We start from the raw sequence: 22,427 nt of genomic DNA on the forward strand, positions 1-22,427 counted from the left end.
TCAGTCGGCTTCGGCGGGCTCGACGTCTGCAGGCTCGCGCGGGGCTTTGTATGGGTCGGGGTCGCCTGCGGGCTTGGCGTTCGCACGGGCGCGGGCCAGTTCCTCGTCGGCCACTCGGGCGCGTTCGAGAAGGTCTTCCATGTGGCGTGCGGTGTCGGGCACCGTGTCGGTCACGAACGTCAACGTCGGCGTGTACCGCACACCCGTTCCTGCCCCGACCTTCGAGCGCAGGACGCCCTTGGCCTTCTCGAGTCCTGCTGCGGCAGCCTGCAGGTCGGGCGGAGTATCGAGGTCTTCACCCATGACGGTGTAGTACACCGTCGCGTCGTGCAGGTCTGCGGTCACCTTGGTATCGGTGATGGTCACGAACGCCAGCCGGGGATCCTTGATCTCGTGATCGATCGCCGTTGCAACGATGGCGGCGATTCGCTTGGACAACTTACGAGCCCTGGCCTGATCCACCACGACAATCACACTCCTCTTTCATGGCCGGACGTCGATTCTCGCGACGTACCGACGGTTGTGCACTTCACCTCTGCCGAACAGTGCTCGGCACCGGCACCGGATCAATCCTCGGGTCCGAAGATTCTCCGGCGTACCGCCAACAGTTCCAGATCGTTGCGTTCGGCGACATGCCGTTCGCACTCGTCCAGTTTGTCGTGCAGTAGATCTACATCGGTACCGGCTGCAGCGATCCCCAGCAGGGACCGCCGAATACGTTCTCGCTCACCGGTTTCGGCCGCCGACACTCCCAGCCGTTGCAGATCACCGAGGACCGGTTCGACCATCGACCTTTTCTCGGCGAGCGAACGCACGTCCCCCAACAACACGTCCAACTCCAAAGCACCCAGATACACGCTGACGTCCTTCGATCAGCTTCGACGACAAAGCCGGTGGTGGTACAGCTGTCGTACCACCACCGGCTCGAAAGTCGGAGCGCAGTGTCACTCCCCTGGCTTCACCACCGAGCCGACGCGACCGGATGCGGAGCCGAACGGCTCCGCATCGGTTCTAGTCGCGCGGCTTTTCACGGAGTTCGTACGCCTCGATGACATCGCCCACCTTGATGTCGGAGTACGTCACCGTCAAACCACACTCGTATCCCTCACGAACCTCCGTCGCGTCGTCCTTCTCGCGGCGGAGCGAGGAGATCGTGACGGTTTCCGCGACAACTGCACTGTCTCGGATGAGCCGCGCCTTTGCGTTGCGACGGATCGTACCGGAGGTGACGAGGCAACCGGCGATGTTTCCGACCTTGGAGGAACGGAACAGCGCGCGGATCTCGGCCTGCCCGAGGGCGACCTCCTCGTACACCGGCTTGAGCATGCCCTTGAGGGCCTTCTCGATCTCGTCGATGGCCTGGTAGATCACCGAGTAGTACCGGATGTCGACGCCTTCGCGGTTGGCCAGCTCGGTGGCCTTGCCCTCCGCTCGAACGTTGAAGCCGATGATGATCGCGTTGGATGCCGACGCCAGGTTGACGTTGGTCTCCGTGACGCCACCGACACCGCGGTCGATGACGCGCAGCTCCACCTCGTCGTCGATCTCGATACCGAGCAGCGCCTCTTCGAGTGCTTCCACGGTTCCCGAGTTGTCGCCCTTGAGGATCAAGTTCAGCTGCGAGGTCTCCTTCAGAGCTGCATCGAGATCGTCGAGGCTGATGCGCTTGCGGCTCTTGGCTGCCAAGGCATTGCGCTTGCGCGCATTTCGACGGTCGGCGATCTGACGGGCGATCCGATCCTCGTCGACGACCAGCAGGTTGTCGCCTGCACCGGGCACCGACGTGAAGCCGATGACCTGCACCGGACGGGACGGCATCGCTTCGGTGACGTCCTCGCCGTGCTCGTCGACCATTCGACGAACGCGTCCGTACGCGTCGCCTGCGACGATCGAGTCACCGACCCGGAGCGTTCCGCGAGCGATGAGCACGGTCGCGACGGGGCCACGACCACGGTCGAGGTGCGCCTCGATGGCGACACCCTGCGCGTCCATGTCCGGGTTGGCGCGCAGATCGAGCGACGCGTCGGCCGTCAGCAGCACCGCTTCGAGGAGGGCATCGATGTTGGTGCCCTGCTTGGCGGAGATGTCGACGAACATCGTCTCGCCGCCGTATTCCTCGGCGACCAGACCGTATTCGGTGAGCTGCTGCCGGATCTTGTCCGGGTTCGCGCCTTCCTTGTCGATCTTGTTCACCGCGACCACGATCGGCACGTCGGCCGCCTGAGCGTGGTTGATGGCCTCCACCGTCTGCGGCATGACGCCGTCGTCGGCTGCGACCACGAGGATCGCGAGGTCGGTGGCCTTGGCACCACGGGCACGCATGGCCGTGAAGGCCTCGTGACCGGGGGTGTCGATGAACGTCACGAGACGCTCGTTGCCCTCGAGCTCGGTCAGCACCTGGTACGCACCGATGTGCTGCGTGATTCCGCCTGCCTCGCCTTCGCGCACCGTCGTGTTACGAATCGAGTCCAGCAGTCGCGTCTTACCGTGATCGACGTGGCCCATGACGGTGACGACCGGGGGACGCTGTTCCAGGTCTTCCTCGCCGCCGGCATCCTCGCCGTAGGTGAGGTCGAACGAGTCGAGCAGCTCACGATCCTCGTCCTCGGGGCTGACGACCTGAACGACGTAGTTCATCTCGCCGCCGAGAAGCTCCAGCGTCTCGTCGTTGACGGACTGCGTCGCGGTGACCATCTCGCCGAGGTTGAACAGGGCCTGCACGAGTGCGGCCGGGTTCGCGTCGATCTTGTCCGCGAAGTCCGACAGCGATGCGCCGCGGGCGAGACGGATGGTCTCACCGTTGCCGCGGGGCAGCCTGACGCCGCCGACTGCGGGAGCCTGCATGCTTTCGTACTCGGCGCGTTTCGCCCGCTTCGACTTGCGGCCACGACGAACTGCTCCGCCGGGACGACCGAATGCACCTGCTGCTGCGCCGCGCTGACCGGGGCGTCCACCGCCGCCGGGACGACCGCGGAAACCACCTGCGGGAGCGCCGCCTGCGGGGGCACCACCGGGAGCACCGGGAGCGCCGCCGCCGCGGTAACCACCGCCACCACCGCCGCCGCCGGGACGTCCGCCCGGAGCGCCACCGGGACGACCGGGACGACCTGCTGCGGGACCGGGACGTGCCGAACGGGTCGGCATGGCACCGGGGTTGGGGCGAGGAGGCATCGAGCCCGGGCTCGGGCGAGGTCCGGCCTGGCCCGGTGCGGGACGGGGCCCACCCTGGCCGGGAGCCGGACGAGTGCCACCGGACGGTGTTGCGGGACGGGGTCCACCCTGTCCGGGAGCCGGCCGTCCGCCACCGGGGCGCGGAGCACCGGGTGCGGGACGGGGAGCCGGTCGCTCCACGGGAGCCGAGGAGTACGGGTTGTTACCGACACGCGGAGCCTTGGGGCCGGGCTTGGGGCCGGGACCTGCTGGCTTGGGAGCTGCCGGGGCCGGGGCCGGTGCAGCGTCGCTGGTCGCAGCCGACGCGGCCGGAGCCTGCTCGACCGGAGCGGCGGGCGCTGCGGGCGAAGGGGTCGGCGCTGCCGGGGCCGGAGCCGGTGCGGCTGCCGGAGTTGCGGGCGCAGCGGGAGCTGCCTCCGCCGGAGCTTGCGCAGCGGGTGCTTCCGGCTCTGCCGGACGGGGTGCCGGCTTGGGGCCGGGACGGGGTCCGCCCGGTTTCGCTGCGCCCGGCTTCGCGGTGCTGCCTGCAGCGCGATCGGCCGCTGCGCGACCGTTCGGTGCAGCTGCGGCGGGTGCGGACGCGTCCGCACCGTCGGACGGGAAGGATTCACGAAGTCGACGTGCCACTGGGGCTTCGACTGTGGATGATGCGGACTTGACGAACTCGCCCTGCTCTTTGAGCCGTGCGAGTAGTTCCTTACTGGTGACACCGAGTTCTTTTGCCAACTCGTGCACGCGGGCCTTGCCTGCCACTGCTCTCCTCACTGAGAGGCCGAGCGAGGCTTGGTGCCCGCACGACCTCGGGTTATCTCCGATGGACGTTCATCGTTGGTGCTTCACGGTGTGCTCATCAGTGCTGTTGCCTGTTCTTGTCGACGGGTGTTGCTCTTGTCGTGTTCTCGGCCTGCAGCTGCTCGTACTCGTCGAGCACGACTGTCACTGCGGACGAGTCCACATTTCCCGATATCCGAAACGCACGTCCGAAGACTCGGCGTCGTTCCGCATTGTGCAGGCATTCTCGGCTGTAGTGCAACCACGCACCACGGCCGGACATCGAATGCCGGACGTCGGGGACGAGAGCGAATTCGTGCGAACCAGCTTCTCGAACCACGATCCTCAACAGATCGGCGGCCGGCAGTCGCTCCCTGCACCCGACGCATGTACGAATCGGCCGGCTTGTCACCACCGGATACTCGCGTTCATGCCTCTGGGCCGAGAGGTCGTTACCGAACCATCGACCACTCTACCGCTGTATTGCCCCGAACTCCGCATTCCGGCCCTATGCGCTGGTCGTCTCGGGTGCCGCCGCATCGCTGCGGATGTCGATGCGCCAGCCGGTCAATCGAGCGGCCAGTCGAGCGTTCTGCCCTTCCTTGCCGATGGCCAGAGAAAGCTGGTACTCGGGAACCACGACCCGGGCCGCGCGAGCAACCGCGTCGACGACCGTCACAGAGACAACCTTCGACGGGGACAGTGCATTCCCGACGAACGTGGCCGGATCCTCGTCGAAATCGATGATGTCGATCTTCTCGCCGGCAAGTTCGCTCATCACGTTGCGCACGCGCTGTCCCATCGGCCCGATGCACGCGCCTTTGGCGTTGAGACCGGACACGGTGGAGGCAACGGCGATCTTCGAGCGGTGCCCCGACTCGCGGGCCACTGCGACGATGTCGACCGAACCGTCGGCGATCTCGGGCACCTCGAGGGCGAACAGCTTGCGCACAAGATTCGGATGGGTGCGCGACAACGTGATCTGCGGACCCCGATTACCTCGGGCGACTCCGACGACGTAGCACTTGATTCGTTCGCCGTGCTCGTAGCTTTCACCCGGCACCTGCTCGGCAGGCGGCAGGAGGCCGTCGGCTCCGTTGGCGTCACTGCCGATGCGGACGATGACGGTGCCCTTGGCGTTGGCGCGCGTGTCGCGCTGGATGACGCCGTTGACGATCTCGCCCTCGTGTGTGGCGTACTCACCGAACGACCGCTCGTGCTCGGCGTCGCGCAGGCGCTGCAGGATGACCTGACGCGCCGTGGTCGCCGCGATGCGTCCGAAGCCTTCCGGGGTGTCGTCCCACTCGGAGATCACATTGCCGTCGGCGTCGATTTCCTTGGCCATCACTCGAACGGAACCGGTCTTGCGATCGACGTCGATCCACGCGTTGGACTGGTGCCCCTCGGTGTGCCGGTAGGCCGTCAGCAACGCGGTCTGAATCGTCGAGATCACCATCTCGATCGGAATTCCCTTGTCCGCCTCGATGGCACGCAATGCGGCAATGTCGATATTCACTTGTCCGACCCTTCTTCCGGTGCTTCCACGTCCACGATCTCATCGGTGTTCGCGGGTGACGGCCGACCTCCGACCACACCACCCGCCAGGTCCATCTCTTCGGCACTCGGCCGCGAGAACTCCACCTGTACAACAGCTTTCACTACATCGGACAGTGCAACGGAGCGAGTCGCCAGCACACCCTTCTCCTTGGTCACCACGGTGACCGAATCACCGTCGAGCACGCCCACGCGACCGTCGAACTTGCCGTCGCCGAGCTCGATACGCACCTTGCGTCCGCGGGCCCGACGCCAATGCCGAGCCTCGGTCAGCGGGCGGTCGATTCCGGGGGTGGTGACTTCCAGCGTGTACGGGGCTTCCCCGAAATCGGTCACGGCATCGAAGGCGTCCGAGATCTCGCGGCTCAGTTCCGGGAGCGCGTCGAGGTCGATTCCCTCTTCGCGATCGACCATGATCCGCACTGCGCTGTGTTTTCCTGCGGCGACGACGTTCACGTCTTCGAGGTCGTAACCCCGTTCCCGAACGAGGTCGGCGAGCAGTTCGACAACCCTTTCCTTGGACGGAACAGGCATGTCGCGAACTCCTCGTGTGTAGTTGTGGGCGATCCGGCGTGCGGCAGCCGGACTGCGTTTGGTGAACCAACAGCCTACCGCCCCGCAGGCACTGCTCGTGACCACGATCGGTCGACGCGACACACGGGCACGGCGCGTGCCGGCGCTGCGGTCTGGCACGATATCGGAGTGCCAACGCCGACCGTCCCCTTCGCGCTCAGTCGCCGCGGGTTGTTCCGACTCGCCGGTGCCGCCGTACTGTCGGCGACCACCGTTTCCACGATGGTGGCCTGCGGCAGAGAAGAGATCTCCGGTCCTGCCCTCGATACCCTGACCGCGCAGTTGCGCGCAGCCCGAGCCGATGCCGCCGATGCGACCGCGGCCGCGGCCGTGATCGCCGACTACGCGGCCGCACTCGGAATCGTTGCGGCGCAGCGGACCGAACACGCCGATGCGCTCGACACCGAGATCACCCGCGCCACCGGCACCTCGACCGACACGTCGTCGGTCACGGCCACCACCACACAGGCTCCCACGACGCCGCCCGACCTGGCCGCCGTACGGGAGATGTTGACTGCGTCCGCTCGCAGCGCAGCGGATGCGGCTCGCAACGAAAGTGGTTACCGGGCAGGCCTTCTCGGATCGATCAGCGCCTCGTGCACCGTCTCGGCCCTGGTGGTTCTGGCATGAGCGATCTCGGTCCGGAACAGCAAGGCCTGGTCGATGCCCTGCACGCGGAGTACGCGGCGGTGTTCGCCTACGGCGTCGTCGCGGCGTTCTCCAACCCGACGCGCGCCGAACTGGTGGCGTCGAACACTGCCGCTCACCGCGCGCGCCGAGACGCGACCATCGATGCGCTCCGGGCGGCGAGCGTCACTGTGCCACTGCCCGATCCGGCGTACGCGTCCCCGTTCCCGGTGACCGACGCGATCTCGGCTGCGCAGTTGGCCGCGCAGGCGGAGATCGACACGAGCATCGCGTGGCGTTCGTCGATCGAACGCAGCCGGTCGGGAGCGACCCGCGACATGGCAGTGCAGGCACTGACCGACGCCGCGGTTCGCCTCGCGACGTGGCAGCAGATTCTGGGCGTCAGTCCGTCGTCGACGGCATTTCCCGGCCAACCGTGATCGCGCCTGCCGGTCCGGCGGAACGTCCCGGCATGAACAGCGCCGCCACGAGTCCGATCGCCACTGCCCCTGCACCGACCAGCAGTGCCGGTGCCAGGGCGTCGGTGTAACCGGTGGGCGTCAGTGATCCACCCGCTCCGATGAACACCGCAGTCAGCACCGCGATGCCGAGCGCAATACCCACCTCCCGCACGGTGGAGTTCGCGCTGCTCGCGGTGGCGTGATCGTCGTCCTTCATATCGCGCAGCACCGCCGTGGCGGACGGAGCGAACGTCAGTCCCATGCCCACTCCGGCCATCAGCAACGCCGGGACCATCGCCGGGTACTCGGTATCGGGTCCCAGAATCAGCGCCATCCACACGAGCGAGACCGACTGCAGCGCCAGGCCGCCGACCAGTAGCCCGCGCAGGCCGACGCGCTCGGCGAGCAGACCGGCGATCGGTGCGACCACCATCGGTGCGGCAGTCCACGGCAGTGTGCGTAGTCCGGCCTGGAACGGCGTGTAGTTCATGACGATCTGCAGGTACTGCGCGAGGAGGAACACCGCGCCGAACATGCCGAGCGAGAACATGATTCCGATGATGTTGGCGATGGTGAAGCTGCGCGAACGGAACAGGGCAAGGGGCAGCACCGAGTATCGGGTGCGCGAGGCACGCAGGACGAAGGCCACGAGCAGTACCGCCGAGCCGATGAAGCCGGCGAGCACCGTCGCCGACGCCCACCCGTCGTCGTTGCCGTGCACCACCGCCCAGATCAGGAGGAAGACTCCGCCGCCCGAGAGGAGCACGCCGAGCAGATCGAGCGGTCGGCTGCGCCCTGCGGTTTCCTTCAGCGCGATGTACGCCAGCGGTATTGCGACGAGTGCCACCGGTACGTTGATCCAGAAGATCGCCTGCCATGAGATCCCGTCGACGACGGCTCCGCCGACCACCGGCCCCAGTGCGACGCCGAGGCCGGAGACTCCTCCCCAGATACCGATTGCCATCGCACGCTTGCCCACCGGCACGACCGCGGCGAGCAGGGCCAGGGACAAGGGCATGATCGCGGCAGCACCGATTCCTTGTACTGCGCGTGCCGCGATGAGCATCGCTGGAGTCGTGGCGAGCGCGCTGGCAACGGAGGCGGCGGTGAAGACGGCGATTCCGCCGAGGAACACCGCGCGTCTGCCCCATCGGTCACCGAGCGTCGCCGCTGTGAGCATGAACGTCGCGAAGCTGAGGGTGTACGCGTTGAGGAACCACTGCAGTTGTCCGACAGAGGCGTTCAGATCCTGCTGGATGACCGGGAGTGCACTGGTCATCACGAGATTGTCGAGCGTTGCCATGAACATCGGCAGGGATGCTGCGACGATGCCGAGCCACACCGGAACGTTCCGAGTGGCCGGTTGCACTGCAGGCGGAGAGGTTGTGGCGGTCATGGTGGACGTCCCGTCTCGGAGCTTGTAAGCATCGAATGATTACTTAATCCAGACCGTAAGTTATCGACTGATAACCTGTCAACATGTCCGACGCCTCGATCGCCAAGCCCAGAGCCACCCGGATGGACGCGGCCGACCGCCGCGAACTCGTCCTCGACGCCGCGACACAGGCGTTCGCACGCGGGGGTTACGCCGGAACGAGTACCGACGCAGTGGCGAAACTGGCCGGCGTATCGCAGCCGTACGTGGTCCGTATGTTCGGAACCAAGGTCGAATTGTTCCGGCTCGTGTTCCAACGCTCCATCGACGGCATCATGACGGCGTTCGACCGAGTCCTGGCTTCGGGCCCTCTCGACCCGACCGACGACCGGACCTGGGCCGACCTCGGGGGTGCCTACGCCGACCTGGTGGCCGATCGCGACCTGTTGATGGTCATGATGCACGGGTTCGGCGCAGGGGCGGTACCCGAGATCGGCCGGCAGGCCCGAGAAGGAATGGGCGCGATCTACAGCCAGATCCGCAACGGAACGGGCTGTTCGGAAGATCAAGCACGAGCGTTCATCGCGCACGGAATGCTGCTCAACGTCCTGATGTCGATGCAGGCACCGGAGCATCCCGAGGACAGCGCCGGACTGCACGAGATGACGATGTGCGCGTTCGGGACGAAGCTCGTTCCGACCGATCCCGGAGCGCTGTGACGATCAGGGACGCATCTCGTACCGACCGTCGTACGAGACGACCTCGTTCCAGACCGTCTCGAAACGGCCTTCGTCGACCACCGGCTTGCGAATCGCATCCAGAGCCCACTGTTGTTGTGCAGCAATCGACGACGGCTTCCCGTACAGCGCGACGGCGTAACCGGAGAAGTCCCTGATCTGGAAATCGAAGATCTGGTCCATCATCTCGGTCGAGATCTCGTCGGCCTGCTCGAGCAGAAGGTGACCGTAGACGACGAGCGAGAACAGGTGGCCGACCACGAGCAGGAAGTCGAGGTCCTTCTGCTGCGCTTCGTCGGGCGCGCACTCGGCGAGAAACGCCCTGAACGCCTGCGCCTGCTCGTAGAACCGTCCGACATTGGGGATACCGGAGTGCTTCCGGTACACCGGATTCCAGTCGTGGAACCGCACCGAACTCGCACCCCTTGCCGGGCCCTGAGCGAAGAAGAAGCTGTCGTCCACCGGCTCGGTCCGAGTGCCGACATCGGGGTAGTCGGTGGGCGAGAACATGTAGGCAGGCATGAACTTGAGCATCAGGGCGACGTTGACGTGCACGGTGCCCTCGAGTTTGGGAAGTGTTCCGATCAACTGGGCTGCCTCACGGAAGTAGGTGTTCTTCTCGTACCCCTTGGCCGCGATGACGTCGTGCAACAGACGGACGACCGTTTCGCCCTCCGAGGTGACCTTGGCCTTGGTCATCGGATTGAACAGGAGGTAGCGCCGATCCTCGGCTCCCGCGCCGCGGAAGTAGTCCAGCGCCCGAGCACTGAACAGCTTCATGGCGATCAGACGCGAGTAGCCGTCGACGAATGCGCTGCGCACGTGCGGGAAGTCGGTGACGCGATTGCCGTACAGAATTCGGTTGTTCGCGTGCGTGATCGCCTCGTAGAACGCGTGCTCGCAGATGCCGATGGAGCCGGTGCAGAGGTTGAATTTGCCGACGTTGACCGTGTTCAGCGCGGCCGAGAACGCATCGGAACCGGTGTGCAGGATGTCCTGCTGCCGGACGGGGTAGTTCTCGAGCGCGAACGTGCTGACGTACATCTGCCCGTGGACGACGCTCTCGCGAAGCCGGTAGGCCGGATGCGAGCTGTCGGCCACGAAGAACACGTACGAATCGGGTCCGTCCACGTCGGTGCGTCGGCCGAACACCGAGACCATGCCCGCAACGTTGCCGTTTCCGATGTAGTACTTCTCCCCCGACGCGGTGAACTCGAGCTCGGAATCCTCGGACGCGGGCGTCAACAGCATGTCCGTGGAGTAGACATCGGCTCCGTGTGCGCGCTCGGACAGTCCGAACGCCATCACACCGCCGCGGTCCAGCTCGCGTGCGGCGCGGCGTTTGGCGTCGTCGTTGGCACTCATCCAGATGGGGCCCAGACCCAGCACGGTGACCTGCCAGGTGTACCAGTAGGCCAGTCCGTAGAACCCGAGAACCTCGCTCAGGGCAGCGTTGCGTGCAGCGTCCCACCGCGTGTTCGGCGATCCCTCCGCGTACGCGGCGGGCGTGGAGAAGGTCGCGAACAGCTTCTTCTCGGCGACGAATTCGAGAAAGTCGGCCGGCCAGACGCTGTCCAGATCGTCGGCCAGGAGTCTGCCCTTGCCGCGACTTTCGAACCACTCGATCAGTGCGCGCAGTTGTCGGCGAGATTCCTCGTCCAGTTCGGCCGGATCGAACGTTGTCGGATCGAACAGCGAATACTGAGCCACGGTGTGACCTCTCCTAGTCGGTGACCCGAAGCTACCAGCGGGTAACCGACCGCGCAGAAAGATCGCGAGACTGTCCTACGGCGTGCGCCGCACGGCCTCGACGATCCCCTCGACCGCCGAGTCGATGTCGAGTTCGCGACTCTCACCGGTGAAGCGATCACGGATCTCGACCTTGCCGTCGGCCCAACCCCGGCCGAGAACGACCACCAGCGGAACACCGATCAGTTCCGAGTCCTTGAACTTCACTCCGGGCGAGGCCTTGCGATCGTCGAACAGCACCTCGATGCCCTGGGAATCGAGTTGTGTCGCAATGGATTCCGCACCCGCTCGCGCAGCGTCGTCCTTGTTCGCGATCACCAGGTGGACATCGGCAGGTGCAACCTCCGACGGCCACCGCAGACCCTTGTCGTCGTGCATCTGCTCGGCGATCACGGCGACCAGACGCGAGACGCCGACGCCGTAGGAACCCTGAGTCAGGCGAACCGGCTTGCCGGTCTCACCGAGGACGTCGACAGAGAACGCATCGGTGTACTTGTAGCCGAGCTGGAAGATGTGTCCGATCTCGATTCCGCGAGCACTGACGAGCGGTCCACGACCGTCAGGAGACATGTCTCCGTCACGCACCTCGGCTGCTTCGATGGTGCCGTCGGGAACGAAATCGCGACCGGCGACGAGGTTGACCACGTGCTTGCCCTTGACGTCCGCGCCGGTGATCCACGACGTGCCGTCGACCACCCGGGGATCGACGAGGTACCGAACTCCGTTGGCCTGCAACGCACGAGGCCCGATGTACCCCTTGACGAGGAACGGATTGGCCGCGAAGTCCGCGTCGGTGAGCAGAGCGAATTCGGCAGGCTCGAGTGACGCTTCGAGGCGCTTCTCGTCCACCTCGCGGTCACCGGGCAGGCCGATGGCGAGCAGTTCCCACTCCCCTTCGGCGCCCCGCACCTTGAGCAGGATGTTCTTGAGTGTGTCCGCGCCGGTGACGGTGCGTCCGAGATCGGCGGAGTTGGCCCACTCCACCAGGGTCGCGATGGTGGGGGTGTCGCCGGTCTCGTGATCGACGGCAGCGGGCTGCCCTTCGATCGGCAGCGGCGCAGGTGCCGGCGTGGTGACGGCCTCGACATTGGCTGCGTATCCCGACTCGATGCAGCGCACGTAGGTGTCCTCACCGATGTCGCTCTCGGCCAGGAATTCCTCGGAGGCGCTGCCTCCCATGGCACCGGACGTCGCGGCGACGATGACGTAGCTGACCCCGAGGCGGGCGAAGATGCGCTGGTACGCCTCACGGTGGGCGGCGTAGGACTTCTTCAGTCCGTCCTCGTCCATGTCGAAGGAGTACGAGTCCTTCATCACGAACTCGCGGCCACGCAGAATGCCGGCGCGGGGACGCTCTTCGTCGCGGTACTTGGTCTGAATCTGGTAGAGCGTGACCGGCAGGTCCTTGTACGAGTTGTACTCGGCCTTGACGGTCAGCGCGAACAGTTCCTCGTGCGTGGGGCCGAGCAGCATGTCGTTGCCCTTGCGATCCTGCAACCGGAACAGGGCGTCGCCGTATTCGGTCCACCGATTGGTGGTCTCGTACGGCTCGCGCGGCAGCAGTGCGGGCAGGGATATCTCCTGCGCACCGATGGCGTTCATCTCCTCGCGCACGACACGCTCGACCTGCCGCAGCACCCGCAGACCCAGCGGCAACCAGGAGTAGACGCCCGGCGCGATACGGCGGACGTAACCGGCGCGGACCAACAACTTGTGACTGTCGACCTCGGCGTCGGCCGGGTCGTCGCGAAGGGTACGAAGGAACAACTGCGAAAGACGGGTGATCACAGGTTGTCAGACTAGTCGCTCACGCAGTGCCTGTGAGCAGGCGGCCGTGCAGTGAGTAGCCTCGAGCCCGTGCTGATTCTGCTGCCTCCCTCCGAGACGAAGTCCGACGGCGGTTCCGGAGCACCCCTCGATCTGGACCGACTGTCGTTGCCCTCGCTGACGCCGCTTCGCCGAAAGCTCGCCGACGCGCTGGTGGAACTGTCCAGCGACGTCGACGCATCGATCACGGCGCTCGGCCTCGGCCCCACTCAGGTCGACGAGATCGAACGCAACGCCCGGTTGTGGACCTCACCCACCACACCTGCGCTGCAGCGGTACACCGGCGTGCTCTACGACGCCCTCGACGCGGCGTCGTTCACCCGTGCCGGTCGGGCCAGAGCGAACGCGAGGCTGTGGATCGGCTCGGCACTGTTCGGGGCCGTCCGTGCCTCCGATCCGATTCCGTCCTACCGTCTCTCCGGTGGCTCGACCGTTCCGAATTTCGGAACGCTGCGATCACATTGGAAGCCCGAACTCTCCGATGCCATCGACGCCGAGGACGAGGGGATCGTCGTCGACCTGCGATCGGGCACCTATCAGCAACTCGGTCCCGTCCCGGGCGCGATCACCGCAACGGTGCTCACCGAGAAGCCCGACGGCAGCCGATCGGTGGTGAGCCACTTCAACAAGCATCACAAGGGTCTGCTGGCACGCGCATTGACCCTGACCACCGCCGAGCCGAAGGACGTGAAAGCTGTTGCGCGCGTTGCATCCAAGGCCGGCCTTCGGGTCGAAGTGGCGTCGAGCACCGAATTGATCGTGCTCACCGAATGAACGACATTCCGGGACTGCTCCGCCTCGGTGCCGATGCATCGGTCGGCAAGACCAGGAGCCAGCGCGTCGCCGACGACGTCGCGGATCGGCTGGTGTCGATGGACGCGACCGAACTCGGCTCTCGGGCGCTGACGAACATGATCGAGGCGATGTACGAAAACGGCTGGCAGCCCATGGATCTGGTGCATGTCGTGCGGCGTCAGCACACGGTGGCCGTGGCCGATCTCGCTGCCGCGGTGCTGCTGCATCAGGCCGACCTCACCGACGCCGATGCACGGGCCCCGCAGGACTGGGTGGATCAGATGTCCACGATCTGTGAGCAGTTCCCCAAGGTTGCGGCGCGGGTGGAGGCCACGCCCGATTTCCTGACCGCGTACCTGGCCTCCTCGGGTAAGTCCGATTACATCGCAGCCAGTGATCAGTGGCTCGACGTGCTCACCCTGCTCGGCCGATGGCAGACGCTGCCCCGGTGGCCTCAACTCGGCCCCAAGCCGTCCCGATGGCCGCGCACTCGTCCCACGGTGACCGGTGTCGCCGGTACCGACTCACCGAACACCAAGATGCTGAGCAAGATTCGCGGACTGCTGGCCAAGGCCGACGCCACGGATTTCGAGGAGGAGGCCGAGACACTGACGGCCAAGGCGCAGGAGTTGATGACGCGCTACTCCATCGACACCATGCTGCTCTCTCAGGGCCACATCGACATTCACGGCCGACGGGTACATGTCGACGGCCCCCATGCGCCCGCCAAGGCGCAACTGCTGCACGTCGTCGCAACCGCCAACCGCGTCAAGGCGATCTGGGATCCGGAGTTCGCCGTCGCAACCCTGGTCGGGGCTCCGGTGGACGTGGAACAGACCGAGTTGCTGTTCACCTCGCTGCTGGTTCAGGCAACGCGCGCCCTCGGGCATTCACCGCAGGCGAAGAAGCGCAAGAAAGCCGGATCGGCGGCGTTCGGCAAGGCGTTTCTGTACGCCTATGCCGTCCGCATCGGAGACCGCCTCACCGATGCCGACGCGCTCGCACTCGAAGAGGCTCGTCACGAATCAGGTGATCTGCTACCGATTCTCGCCGCGCAGACCGTCGCCGTCGAAGCCGAGTTCGATCGACTGTTCCCGACGGCGAAGCCGATGCGCGGCCCCCGCCTGGACGCCGAGGGCTGGGATTCGGGGCAGGCTGCGGCGGATCGAGCGGACCTCTCGCGCTGAGGTGTTGGAGTCCACCGCTCGTACGCAAGGCAAAATGGTTCCGTGCCCGAAACTCTCGACGACATCATGACCCGTACGTCCGATCTGCTGACCGACCGCGACATGGCCGCCCTGTCCACTCTGATGGCCGAGCTGTCGACCACCGATGCGGTGCGCATGCTCGAGCGGGTCGACTCGTCTCGACGAGCGGTGTTGTTTCGTCTGCTGCCGAAGGACGAAGCGGTCACGGTCTTCGAGCGGTTCGACGCCACCGTTCGCGGCGAGTTGTTCGAGAGTCTTCGCAGTGACGATGTGATCGCTCTGTTCGAGGATCTCGACCCCGACGACCGTGTCGAACTGCTCGACGAACTCCCCTCCAACGTGGCACATCGACTGTTGGTTGGCCTGTCTCCCGACGAGCGCGCGCTCACCGCCCCCATGCTGGGGTACGAGCGCGGGTCGGTCGGTCGCCGCATGAGCCCGGAGTTCGTTCGGCTGCGCAGTGCCGCGACCACTGCCGACGCACTCGATGCCGTGCGACGCACCGGCTCGGACGCCGAGTCGGTGTACCTGTTACCGATCACCGACGATCACCGAACTCTACTGGGGGTGGTGACCCTCGCCGACCTGGCGACTGCGGCACCGACCACTCCCGTCGGCAAGCTGTACTCGGATCATCCGGTGGTCAAGGCCGATTCGTCGGCGGAGGAAGCTGCCCGACTGTGCTTCGAGCACCGCAGTCCTGCAGTGGTCGTGGTCGATTCAGAGCAACGGCTGATCGGCATTCTCACCCTCGAGCAGTCGTCACGAATCCTGGAAGAAGCCGAGGATGAGGACGCTGCCCGCGCCGGCGGCTCGGAGCCGCTGCGCAGGCCGTATCTGTCGACGCCTGTGCTGTCCATCGTTCGCTCCCGCGTGGTGTGGTTGCTGGTGCTGGCGCTGTCGGCAATCCTCACGGTGCAGGTGCTCGAGATCTTCGAGCACGCGCTCGCCGCCGTCGTCACTCTCGCGCTGTTCATTCCGCTGCTGACCGGAACCGGAGGCAACACCGGCTCGCAGGCCGCGACCACCGTCACGCGGGCACTCGCGCTCGGTGACGTGCGACCGCGAGACATAGCCGCGGTGCTGTTTCGCGAGATTCGGGTCGGAGCGACGATGGGTGCGATGCTCGGCACCCTCGGCTTCGTGATCGCAGGACTCGTCTACGACTGGCACCTCGGGCTCGTCATCGGTACGACGCTGTTGTCGATCTGCACACTCGCAGCCACTGTCGGCGGAGCGATGCCGCTGATCGCCAGGAAGATCGGTGTCGACCCGGCGGTCTTCTCGACACCCTTCATCTCCACCTTCTGCGACGCGACGGGATTGATCGTCTACTTCCTCATCGCCAAGGCCGTCCTCGGCGTGTGATAGGCGCTGCTCGTTACCCCTTCTGGGCGTTTTCTTGAGCGGCCTGGGCCTGTGCGACCTGCTGCGGGGTGAAACGAATGAACACCGCAGCGATTCCCGCGACCACGGCGCAGACGGCGCAGCAGAACAGCGCGAACATGTAGCCCGAGCTCAACGCATCGAGCTGGGTGTCGTTCATCAGCGTCGCCGGTCCGGAAATGCCGCCCAACGACAGGGTGCGGGAGGTCACCAGCGCGCCGATCACGGCCAGCGCCAAGGGCCCGCCGAGGGTCTGAGCAACCAGGGCGATGGCGGTCAAGGGGCCGATCTCGGTGGGGCTCACTCCGGCGATGGCGCACAGCGGGAGCGGCACGACCGTCAGGCCGACGCCGAATCCGATGCCGATGACGGGGAAGAACAGGCCGGGGAAGTACGACGAGTCCGCGTTCATGGTCGCAACCGACACCATCAGCCAACCGACCATGATGACGGCACCGCTCAGAATCAGCCACCGTGGGGCGATGCGCGTCACCAGCTGCGAGGCCAGGAATGCGGCGGCACCGAGCCCGAAGGCGAACGGCACGAACGCCAGGCCCGCGTGCAACGGGCTGTATCCCAGGATGTCCTGAACGAACAGTGCCACGTACGCGGCGAGGCAGAACATCACCCCACCGGCGAAGAAGATGGCCACGAACGTCGCCACGCGGTCTCGGCTGCCGAACAGCGAGAACGGAAGCAGTGGGTTGTCGGCGCGTCGCTCGACCATCAGGAACAACCCGAGGAACAGCAGGCCGGCGAGCAGCGAGACGATGACGATCGGGTTGGTCCAGCCCAGTTCGGTGCCCTCGCTCAGAGCCAACACGACGCCGGTGCAGCCGAGCGTCGCCAGAATCGCTCCCGGCACGTCGAGCGGTAGTCTCGCCCCCACCGTCTCCTGCAGCGACACGACTGCGAGCACCACGATGACGACACCGATAGGCACGTTGATCAGGAAGATCCACCGCCACGACACCTCGGTCAACGCACCGCCGATGATCAGCCCGGCGATGGAGCCGACACCGGTCATGGCCGCGTAGATCGCGATGGCCTGATTTCGAACCGGGCCCGGCGCGAACGTGGTCGCCACCAACGCGAACGCCGTGGGCGACGCCACCGCGGCTCCGACGCCTTGGAGCGCACGAGCCGCTACCAGCGTCGCCTCGTTGACCGCGAGCCCGCACAGCAGGGAGGCGACGGTGAACAGTACGACGCCGGCCAGGAACATCTTCTTGCGGCCGAAGGCGTCGCCGAGTCTGCCGCCCAGGAGCATCAGCCCGCCGAAGGCGAGGGCGTACGAGGTGAGCACCCAGTTGCGTCCGGCATCGGAGAGACCCAGATCGGCCTGCAACGGTGCCAGAGCGAGATTGGCGACGGTGCCGTCGAGCACCACCATCAACTGCAGGCCGCTCAGGACGATGATCGCCAACCCGAACGCGCGGGTCGTCACCGGGTACTTGACCTCGGTGCTGGAGGTATCGGGCATCGATGATTCAGGCACGGGCGTTCACGTTACCGGCGTGTACAGAGAAACCGGCAACGGTTCCGATGACCACGATGGCCGGAGGCCTGATCTCCGCGTCGCGAACAGCATCGGCGACGGTGCTCAGAGTGGCGCGCACTTCGCGCTGGGTGCGCATGGTGCCTTCCTGAACGACGATCACCGGGGTGTCGGACGGCCGACCACCGGCGATGAGAACGTCGGCGAACAGACCGATGCGTTCGACGGCCATCAGCAGCACGATGGTGCCCTTGAGCTTGGCCAGTGCATTCCAGTCGACGAGCGAATCGGGATGGTCGGGTGCCACGTGGCCGCTGACGACGACGAACTCGTGGGTGACGGCGCGGTGCGTCACCGGAATCCCGGCGGACGAGGGCACCGAGATGGCGCTGGTGATTCCGGGCACCACCGTGACCGGGATTCCCTCGGCGGCGAGCGCTTCGAGTTCTTCGTATCCCCGACCGAACACGTAGGGGTCGCCGCCCTTGAGCCGGACGACGAACTTGCCTGCCTTCGCTCCGTCGATCAGCGCCTGGTTGATGGCCTCCTGCGCCATCGCGCGGCCGTAGGGAATCTTCGAGGCATCGATGACCTCCACGTGCGGACCCAATTCGGCGAGCAGCTCGGGCGGTGCGAGCCGATCGGCCACCACGACGTCGGCGTAGGCGAGCAACCTGCGGCCGCGGACGGTGATGAGGTCCGGATCGCCCGGTCCCCCACCCACCAGTGCCACGCCGGTCAACGGCGCATGCGCCGAATCGGCGACCACACCGGACTGCAGAGCGTCGATCACGGCATTGCGCACCGCGGCCGATCGACGGTGCTCACCGCCGGCGAGGACGCCGAGGGTCAGACCGTCCCATTCGGCCGACGCCGGGGTGACGGCGGTGCCGTCCTTGGCGATATCGGCTCTCACGCAGAAGATTCTGGACGCGGTGGCCTCGGCGACGATCGCGATGTTGGTCTCGGCCTCGTCGGTGCAGGCGACGGCGTACCAGGCGTCGGCGAGGTCGCCCTCTCGATAGTCACGCAACTCCATCGTCACCTGTCCGAAGGTCGCCATCGCCTCGACTGCCGGTGTGGCCTCGCGCGTGATGACGTGCACCACGGCACCACAGGAGATGAGCAGTGGCAATCGACGCTGCGCGACGGTGCCGCCACCGACCACGACGACGCGTCGACCTTCCAGATTGAGGCCGACCAGATAGGGAGAGTCAGTCGCGTTCACGAGAGGAAACGCTACCGCGCGCGCTGCACCCGCTTCTCGTCCCATACGGGCTCATCGGATTCGTAGGCCTGACCGGTGCTGCCGAACACGAGGAATCGGTCGAAGCTGCGGGCGAACCACCGGTCGTGCGTCACGGCGATGACGGTGCCGTCGAACGCGGCGATCGCGTCTTCGAGTGCATCGGCAGACATGAGGTCGAGGTTGTCGGTCGGCTCGTCCAGCAGCAACAGGGTGGCACCGGACAGTTCGAGCAGCAGAATCTGCACGCGCGCCTGTTGGCCGCCGGAGAGGTTGTCGTAGGACTGCTCGGCGGCTCGGGCCAGACCGTAGCGGTCCAATGCCCGTCCTGCGGCCTCGCGGCCCATACCGTCACGATGTTCGTTGCCCATGTGCAAGATGTCGAGCAGCGTGTTGCCCGCGAGATCCGGACGAGTGTGGGTCTGCGCGAACAGACCGGGCCGGACGCGAGCGCCGAGCACCGCGGTGCCGGTGTGCGGAACCGGATCGAGTGCCAGTTCCTGAACCGGCTCGTGCTCCTTCTCGGGATCGGTGCCACCGTTGGCCAGCAACCTGAGGAAATGCGATTTACCGGAACCGTTGGAGCCCAACACCGCAACGCGGTCGCCGTACCAGATCTCGGTGTCGAAGGGCTTCATCAGTCCGGTCAGTTCCAGCGCCGTACACACCAACGCGCGCTTGGCTGTTCGGCCGCCACGCAGCCGAACGGTGACGTGCTGCTTCAGCGGCACCGCCTCGGGCGGCCCGGCCTCCTCGAACTTGGCCAACCGAGTCTGCGACGCGTGGTAGCGAGCAGCGACGCCGTCGTTGAACTTGGCCTTCTCTCGCAGGCGCAGCACCAGCGCCCGAAGTTTGACCAGTTCCTCGTCCCACCGCCGTCGTAGTTCGTCGAGCCGAGCATTCCGGTCCTCACGCGCGGCGTGATAGGTCGCGAACCCGCCGCCGTGCACCCACGAGGTGGCACCGCTGACGCCCGGTTCCAGCGTCACGATCCGGTTCGCGGCGTTGGCGATGAGTTCCCGGTCGTGGCTGATGAACAGGACGGACTTGTCGGAGTCGCGGATGGTCGCTTCGAGCCAGCGCTTGCCCGGCACATCGAGGTAGTTGTCCGGCTCGTCGAGAAGGAGCAGATTGTCCGAGCCGGCGAACAGAGCCTCGAGCACGAGACGCTTCTGCTCGCCGCCACTGAGGGTCGACGCAGCGCGCCACTTCGCGCGGTCGAACGGCATTCCGAGTGCAGCAGTGGTGACCTTGTCCCAGAACGGTTCGAGGTCGTAACCGCCGACGTCACCCCAATCCGAGAGGGCCTGCGCGTATTTCATCTGGGTCTTCTCGTCGTCGACCTCGATCATCGTGTTCTCGGCGGCGTCGAGGGCCGCAGCGGCCGTCTGCACCGCCGGCGACGCAACCGACAGCAGCAGATCACGAACGGTCGAGTCGTCTCGCAGCTGACCGACGAATTGCCGCATCACCCCGAGCGAGCCCGAGCTCGACACCGATCCTTCGTCGGGGGTCTCGTCCCCCGCGATGATCCGCGTCAGTGTCGTCTTGCCGGTTCCGTTGGGACCGATCAACGCCGTCTTGGCACCGTCGCCGACGCGAAACCCGACACCGTTGAGCAGCTGCCGTCCGTCGGGCAGGAAGTAGACGATGTCGTTCAGTTCGAGGTGGGCCACAACGAACCAGCCAACCTCATCGGCCCGGCGATGGCCAATCGTTTACTCGTCCGCTAGGCGAGGGCCAGGACCGACGTCTCGGTGAGCACCTGTTTGCCCGCATCGTCGACGTGCGCGTGGTGCACCCGCAACCGAGCCGAGTCGCCGTGCAGGGTCAGCAACATGACACCGTTGTCGAACCAGGGGCCCGCCTCGGCCTCCCACTCGACACCGGACGGGCCCACGTGTGCCGCCCGCGCCAGCTTCGACAGAATGCGGGCGGCGGGACGTTTGATGGCCAGCTTGTTGACGGCGCGAATCGGCAGATCGAGCGGATTGCGGAACGGCGACATGGTCAGCTGATACGTGGCCGGTACCTCGCGCCCGCCGACCCCGAAGTCCGCGTTCGCCACGTACGAGCAGTGCACGTCGCCCGAGAGCCACATGATCGAGGCGGGTGTGTTCTCGCCGCGAGAGAGCTCACGCGTCAACGCCGCCATGTCGTTGAAGGAGTTGGTGAAGGCCGCCCAGTGTTCGAGGTCGAGGCCGATCCGCATCTTCTCGGCCACCTTGGCCGACATCGACCCCCAACTGCCCTGTGCCACGGCCTCGTTCCACTGTTCGAGGTAGTGCAGGGCGGGCAGCATGAGGTAGGGCAACGACGACCCGAACAGCAGATGTCGCGGGGTCTTCTCGAGTGCGCGCTCGCGTACCCACGCCCACTCCTTCTCGTCGACCATCTCTCTGTTGTTCGGATCCAGATTCCGTGAGCACCGCGAGTCGATCATGATCAACCGCGTGTCGCCGAAATCTCGGTAGAAGCTCCATCGTCCGGTCTCGGGCCTGCGGTCGACACGTAACGCGAAGTCGGCCAACAGCTTCTCCCGCTCGGCATCGGTGTCGGCAGACCGAACTGCGGCGTACATCTCGTCCTGCGCCAGCTCCTTGGGCGAGAGGTTGCCCAGGTGCTGGTACACCCAGTAGGACGAGTACGCGCCGACCACACGATCGTTCCACCACGGCCGTGTCACGATGTCCCGACGCCAGGAGGCCGACGAGTTCCAGTCGTCGCGCAGATCGTGGTCGTCGAGGATCATGCACGACGGGATGCTCGCCATCAGAGTCCGTACCGGCTCGAGTCCCCACGATTCCCGGTACAGCCAGGAGTACTCCTCGAAATCGCAGATCTCGTTCTCCGCGTCGGTACCGATGGCGCTCTGCGGTCCGTCGCCCGAACTTCGGCGCGCCTGGAGTCGTTCGACGATCTCCGGAGACGGGTCGTCGGCGTAGACCTGGTCACCGAGAAGCAGCAGCGCCTGCGGCCATCGACTCGGATCCTGCTCGATCAGCGCGTTCCCCAGCCCGGCCAAGGCGTCGGCCCCGATCTGCTTCAAGGACTCGTCGCTGTAGTTGTCACCGCGCCGACACGAGCCGAAGGCCAACGTGACGGGTCCCTCGGCGTCGACGGTGTGGATGGCCGCCGTCCGACCTTCCGGGGGCCACACGCGACGCTCGTCGACGAACACCTCGTAGTTCACCGTTGCGTTGGCCGGCAGTCCTTCGAGCGGTACCAGCGCGTAATGGTGGCCGTGCACTCCCCACGTACGTTCGGAACCCCGGACGCCGGCGTCGGTGACCACGGAAACCGTCGACGATTCGGCCATCTCGAACCACAGGGTCGCCGTCTCGGTGCCGACGTACCGGACGATCGGGCCGAGCAGGACGATGCTGTCGGAAGTCATTGGATCCACATTGCCTGCGTCGGCCCGCTTTCGCCAGTCGGTGGCGCGGATC

The 22,427-nt window shown here is 66.0% G+C and carries 19 protein-coding genes; 6 read left to right on the forward strand and 13 right to left on the reverse strand.

Going from position 1 to position 22,427, the window contains the following annotated elements; all coding sequences use genetic code 11:
• The 6 genes from rbfA to rimP form a co-directional block, all read right to left on the reverse strand.
• The gene (rbfA, locus tag CH306_RS23435) at positions 1-465 is read right to left on the reverse strand and encodes a 30S ribosome-binding factor RbfA (RefSeq protein WP_032398371.1); all 465 of its coding nucleotides are present in this window, start codon (positions 463-465) and stop codon (positions 1-3) included.
• A 101-nt stretch (positions 466-566) separates the two neighbouring features.
• Entirely contained in the window at positions 567-857 is a 291-nt protein-coding gene (locus tag CH306_RS23440; RefSeq protein ID WP_094648079.1) for a DUF503 domain-containing protein, read from the reverse strand.
• A 154-nt stretch (positions 858-1,011) separates the two neighbouring features.
• Positions 1,012-3,924 carry a translation initiation factor IF-2 gene (gene infB, locus CH306_RS23445; protein WP_094648080.1) on the reverse strand — a complete coding sequence of 971 codons (2,913 nt, stop codon included), beginning with the start codon at positions 3,922-3,924 and terminating at the stop codon, positions 1,012-1,014.
• A 97-nt stretch (positions 3,925-4,021) separates the two neighbouring features.
• Positions 4,022-4,282, reverse strand: a complete 261-nt coding sequence (locus CH306_RS23450) for a YlxR family protein (RefSeq protein WP_373453528.1) — start codon at positions 4,280-4,282, stop codon at positions 4,022-4,024.
• Positions 4,283-4,450: 168 nt separating this feature from the next.
• Entirely contained in the window at positions 4,451-5,458 is a 1,008-nt protein-coding gene (gene nusA / locus CH306_RS23455) for a transcription termination factor NusA (RefSeq protein ID WP_032397835.1), read from the reverse strand.
• On the reverse strand, positions 5,455-6,030 hold the full coding sequence (gene rimP / locus CH306_RS23460) for a ribosome maturation factor RimP (protein WP_032398369.1): 576 nt from the start codon (positions 6,028-6,030) through the stop codon (positions 5,455-5,457). Before rimP ends, nusA begins: the two co-directional genes overlap by 4 nt.
• Before the next feature lie 168 nt (positions 6,031-6,198).
• On the opposite strand from rimP, the gene CH306_RS23465 reads away from it, so the two are divergent.
• Positions 6,199-6,699: a hypothetical protein gene (locus CH306_RS23465; protein ID WP_094648081.1), complete on the forward strand. Its 501-nt coding sequence runs from the start codon at positions 6,199-6,201 to the stop codon at positions 6,697-6,699.
• Positions 6,696-7,136, forward strand: coding sequence for a ferritin-like domain-containing protein (locus CH306_RS23470; RefSeq protein ID WP_094648082.1), 441 nt, complete (start codon positions 6,696-6,698; stop codon positions 7,134-7,136). The genes CH306_RS23465 and CH306_RS23470 overlap by 4 nt, the downstream gene beginning before the upstream one ends.
• Here the strand turns inward: CH306_RS23470 and CH306_RS23475 are convergent.
• Positions 7,099-8,553: an MFS transporter gene (locus tag CH306_RS23475; RefSeq protein ID WP_094648083.1), complete on the reverse strand. Its 1,455-nt coding sequence runs from the start codon at positions 8,551-8,553 to the stop codon at positions 7,099-7,101. The genes CH306_RS23470 and CH306_RS23475 overlap by 38 nt on opposite strands.
• A gap of 83 nt (positions 8,554-8,636) precedes the next feature.
• Here CH306_RS23475 and CH306_RS23480 point away from each other — a divergent pair, with 83 nt between their 5' ends.
• Positions 8,637-9,251 (forward strand): TetR/AcrR family transcriptional regulator, encoded by a 615-nt coding sequence (locus CH306_RS23480; protein WP_032397832.1) that lies wholly within the window; start codon positions 8,637-8,639, stop codon positions 9,249-9,251.
• Between the two features lie 3 nt (positions 9,252-9,254).
• Here CH306_RS23480 and CH306_RS23485 read toward each other — a convergent pair whose 3' ends face one another.
• Positions 9,255-10,979, reverse strand: coding sequence for an acyl-CoA dehydrogenase family protein (locus CH306_RS23485; RefSeq protein WP_094648084.1), 1,725 nt, complete (start codon positions 10,977-10,979; stop codon positions 9,255-9,257).
• 75 nt (positions 10,980-11,054) lie between these two features.
• Positions 11,055-12,806 (reverse strand): proline--tRNA ligase, encoded by a 1,752-nt coding sequence (locus CH306_RS23490; protein ID WP_032397830.1) that lies wholly within the window; start codon positions 12,804-12,806, stop codon positions 11,055-11,057.
• Between the two features lie 69 nt (positions 12,807-12,875).
• On the opposite strand from CH306_RS23490, the gene yaaA reads away from it, so the two are divergent.
• From yaaA to mgtE, 3 genes are read left to right on the forward strand one after another with little or no spacing between them, the layout of a single operon-like run.
• Positions 12,876-13,619, forward strand: a complete 744-nt coding sequence (gene yaaA, locus CH306_RS23495; RefSeq protein WP_094631764.1) for a peroxide stress protein YaaA — start codon at positions 12,876-12,878, stop codon at positions 13,617-13,619.
• Entirely contained in the window at positions 13,616-14,827 is a 1,212-nt protein-coding gene (locus CH306_RS23500) for a DUF2786 domain-containing protein (protein WP_094648085.1), read from the forward strand. Before yaaA ends, CH306_RS23500 begins: the two co-directional genes overlap by 4 nt.
• A gap of 42 nt (positions 14,828-14,869) precedes the next feature.
• Positions 14,870-16,216: a magnesium transporter gene (gene mgtE / locus CH306_RS23505; RefSeq protein ID WP_094638050.1), complete on the forward strand. Its 1,347-nt coding sequence runs from the start codon at positions 14,870-14,872 to the stop codon at positions 16,214-16,216.
• Positions 16,217-16,229: 13 nt separating this feature from the next.
• Here mgtE and CH306_RS23510 read toward each other — a convergent pair whose 3' ends face one another.
• Genes CH306_RS23510 through CH306_RS23525 form a run of 4 tightly spaced genes read right to left on the reverse strand, consistent with a single transcriptional unit; the run spans position 16,230 to position 22,375 of the window.
• On the reverse strand, positions 16,230-17,717 hold the full coding sequence (locus tag CH306_RS23510; protein WP_045195540.1) for an MFS transporter: 1,488 nt from the start codon (positions 17,715-17,717) through the stop codon (positions 16,230-16,232).
• Between the two features lie 7 nt (positions 17,718-17,724).
• Positions 17,725-18,960, reverse strand: a complete 1,236-nt coding sequence (gene cobA / locus CH306_RS23515) for a uroporphyrinogen-III C-methyltransferase (protein WP_032398366.1) — start codon at positions 18,958-18,960, stop codon at positions 17,725-17,727.
• An 11-nt stretch (positions 18,961-18,971) separates the two neighbouring features.
• Positions 18,972-20,654, reverse strand: a complete 1,683-nt coding sequence (locus CH306_RS23520) for an ATP-binding cassette domain-containing protein (protein WP_045195543.1) — start codon at positions 20,652-20,654, stop codon at positions 18,972-18,974.
• A gap of 53 nt (positions 20,655-20,707) precedes the next feature.
• A complete protein-coding gene (locus CH306_RS23525; RefSeq protein WP_179272756.1) occupies positions 20,708-22,375 on the reverse strand; it encodes a DUF7800 domain-containing protein in 1,668 nt (555 codons plus the stop codon).
• Between the last annotated feature and the right edge of the window lie 52 nt (positions 22,376-22,427).

Origin of the sequence: Rhodococcus sp. 15-725-2-2b, assembly GCF_002259075.1 — a bacterium.
GTDB lineage: Bacteria > Actinomycetota > Actinomycetes > Mycobacteriales > Mycobacteriaceae > Rhodococcoides.